The following is a 2,513-nucleotide window of genomic DNA, read 5'->3' on the forward strand; positions in this document are numbered from 1 at the left end:
GGATGATATATTCGGGGCCGAAACTCGACGCGCGCCCGCCATAGGCCGCCGCGACTTCCTCGGGCACCTGCTGGCGCGCGAGGTCGGCGATGGCATAGGCGGCGGCGATCTTCATCTCTTCGTTGATTGCGGTCGCGCGCACGTCGAGCGCGCCGCGGAAGATAAAGGGGAAGCACAGGACATTGTTGACCTGGTTCGGATAGTCCGACCGCCCCGTCGCGATGATCGCGTCGGGGCGCGCGGCGCGGGCATCGGGCGGCGAGATTTCGGGGTCGGGGTTCGCCATCGCGAAGATGATCGGCGCGGGCTTCATGTCCATGACCATGTGCGGCTTGAGCGCGCCTGCCGCCGACAGGCCGAGGAAGACGTCGGCGCCCTTCAGCGCCTCTTCGAGCGTCCGCGCCTCGGTCGGCACCGCATGCGCCGACTTCCACTGGTCCATGCCCTCGGTGCGGCCCTGATAGATGGTGCCCTTGCGGTCGCACATGATGACATTTTCATGCCGCACGCCCATCGCCTTCATCAGCGCGGTGCACGCGATCGCGGCCGCGCCGGCGCCGTTGACGACGACCTTGACCGTGGCGAGGTCGCGCCCGGTCAGGTGGCAGGCGTTGATGAGGCCCGCGGCGGTGATGATCGCGGTGCCATGCTGGTCGTCATGGAACACCGGGATGTTCATTTTCTCTTTCAGCGCCGCCTCGATGATGAAGCAGTTCGGCGCCGCGATATCCTCGAGGTTGATGCCGCCGAAGCTCGGCCCCATCAGTTCGACCGCTTCGATGAAGCGCTGCGGATCCTCGGTATCGAGCTCAAGGTCGATCGAATCGACATCGGCGAAGCGCTTGAACAGCACCGCCTTGCCTTCCATCACGGGCTTCGACGCGAGCGCGCCGAGATTGCCGAGGCCGAGGATCGCGGTGCCGTTCGAAATCACCGCGACGAGGTTGCCCTTGACCGTATAATCATATGCGGTCGCCGGATCGTCGGCGATCGCGCGCACGGGAACGGCGACCCCGGGCGAATATGCGAGCGAAAGGTCGCGCTGCGTCGCCATCGGCTTCGACGCGACGATCTCGATTTTTCCGGGCCGGCCATAATTATGATAGAGCAGGGCCTCGCGATCCGAGAACTGCACCTTGCTGCCGCTGTCCATTAGTTTGTCCCCTCAGTTCGATTCCACAGACGCGCGCCCATTGCGCTGATCCCTAGCGTCGCCTGATTGCAATTGGTACCGCCAATATCGTGTCTCGGCGCACGCGGTGCATCGAATCGCCGCACGGTTAGGCGGCGGGGCCATTGGCCGTCTGATCTATTCCAAAGGTCACAAAGGTCACACCACGTCCCCCTCTTGTTCCGGATAGCCGGCAACCGGTGCAGGCGCAGCGGCGGGCGAGAAGAAGAGGAGCGAGCGGACCATCTATCAGGGTGGAGCACAGCGATATATTTTAGGAAAGCCTTTTCGGACGAACCCGGCGACCGGCGAATTTCGCGCGGTAGCGGACATTCTTTCTTCGTCACGCCGGACTTGATCCGGAATCCCGCTTCTTCATCGTCGGCGGAATATATGTCACGCAAAGGCGCAAAGGTACAAAGAAGCATGGCTGCGACCCTTGGGTCGCCTTCTCATCATCGCCGCCTCAGGCCGCGGCATCGATGGGAAAAGCCGCTTCGCGGCCGGCACGACCTCTTTGCGCCTTTGCGTGAGATAAAAATGACCAGACCTATCTCACTGCACCGGTGCAACGTCCGCAAGCGACCGGTAGCGGACTGAAGCGATCCTCCCCCAACGGGGGAGGGGGACCGCCCGAAGGGTGGTGGAGGGGTACGGGAGGTTTGCGCAGCGCCGAACCGATAGGTCCCTCATATCCGGCGATGGCGCCTTGGTGCGCTACTTCACCGGCAAGCAAACCGCCTGTGCCCCTCCACCAGCTTCGCTGGTCCCCCTCCCCGTCCCGGGGAGGATCGGCGACGTCCGCTTCCCACTCCAAAGCCGCCTTTCACCACCCCACGCCTTGCCATGCGCCCCCCAATCACTAAGCAGGGCGCGATGTCCGCAACTGCCGCTCTTTCCGCCGCCAAGCCCGCCGCGCCGACGCCGATGATGGCGCAATATTGGTCGCTCAAGGAAAAGGCGGGCGATTGCCTGCTCTTCTACCGGATGGGTGACTTTTTCGAGCTGTTCTTCGACGATGCGAAGGCCGCGGCGACGACGCTCGACATCGCGCTGACATCGCGCGGCGAGCATGGCGGCGAGCCGGTGCCGATGTGCGGCGTCCCGGTGCATGCGGCCGAATCCTATCTCGCGCGCCTCATCAAGGCCGGCCACCGCGTCGCGATCGCCGAACAGGTCGAAAGCCCCGCCGAGGCCAAGGCGCGCGGCGGGTCGAAGGCGCTCGTCGCGCGCGCGATCGTCCGCTTCGTCACCGCAGGCACGCTCACCGAGGAAAGCCTGCTCGAAGGGCGCAGCGCCAACCGCCTCGCCGCGCTCGCCGAGGTCGGCAGCGAGGGCGAGG

1 protein-coding gene and 1 pseudogene are annotated in these 2,513 nt (G+C 64.9%); one reads left to right on the forward strand and one right to left on the reverse strand.

Translation table 11 applies throughout. The features are described 5' to 3' along the window. Nucleotides 1-1,153 (reverse strand): malic enzyme-like NAD(P)-binding protein (locus B1A78_RS21390; protein WP_306171667.1); only part of this gene is annotated, 1,153 nt, incomplete at its 3' end. Between the two features lie 894 nt (nt 1,154-2,047). On the opposite strand from B1A78_RS21390, the pseudogene B1A78_RS21395 reads away from it, so the two are divergent. Beyond that, a pseudogene (locus B1A78_RS21395) lies at nt 2,048-2,513 on the forward strand (DNA mismatch repair protein MutS); the annotation flags it as partial.

It is taken from the genome of Sphingopyxis sp. KK2, assembly GCF_001990265.1.
Lineage (GTDB): Bacteria > Pseudomonadota > Alphaproteobacteria > Sphingomonadales > Sphingomonadaceae > Sphingopyxis.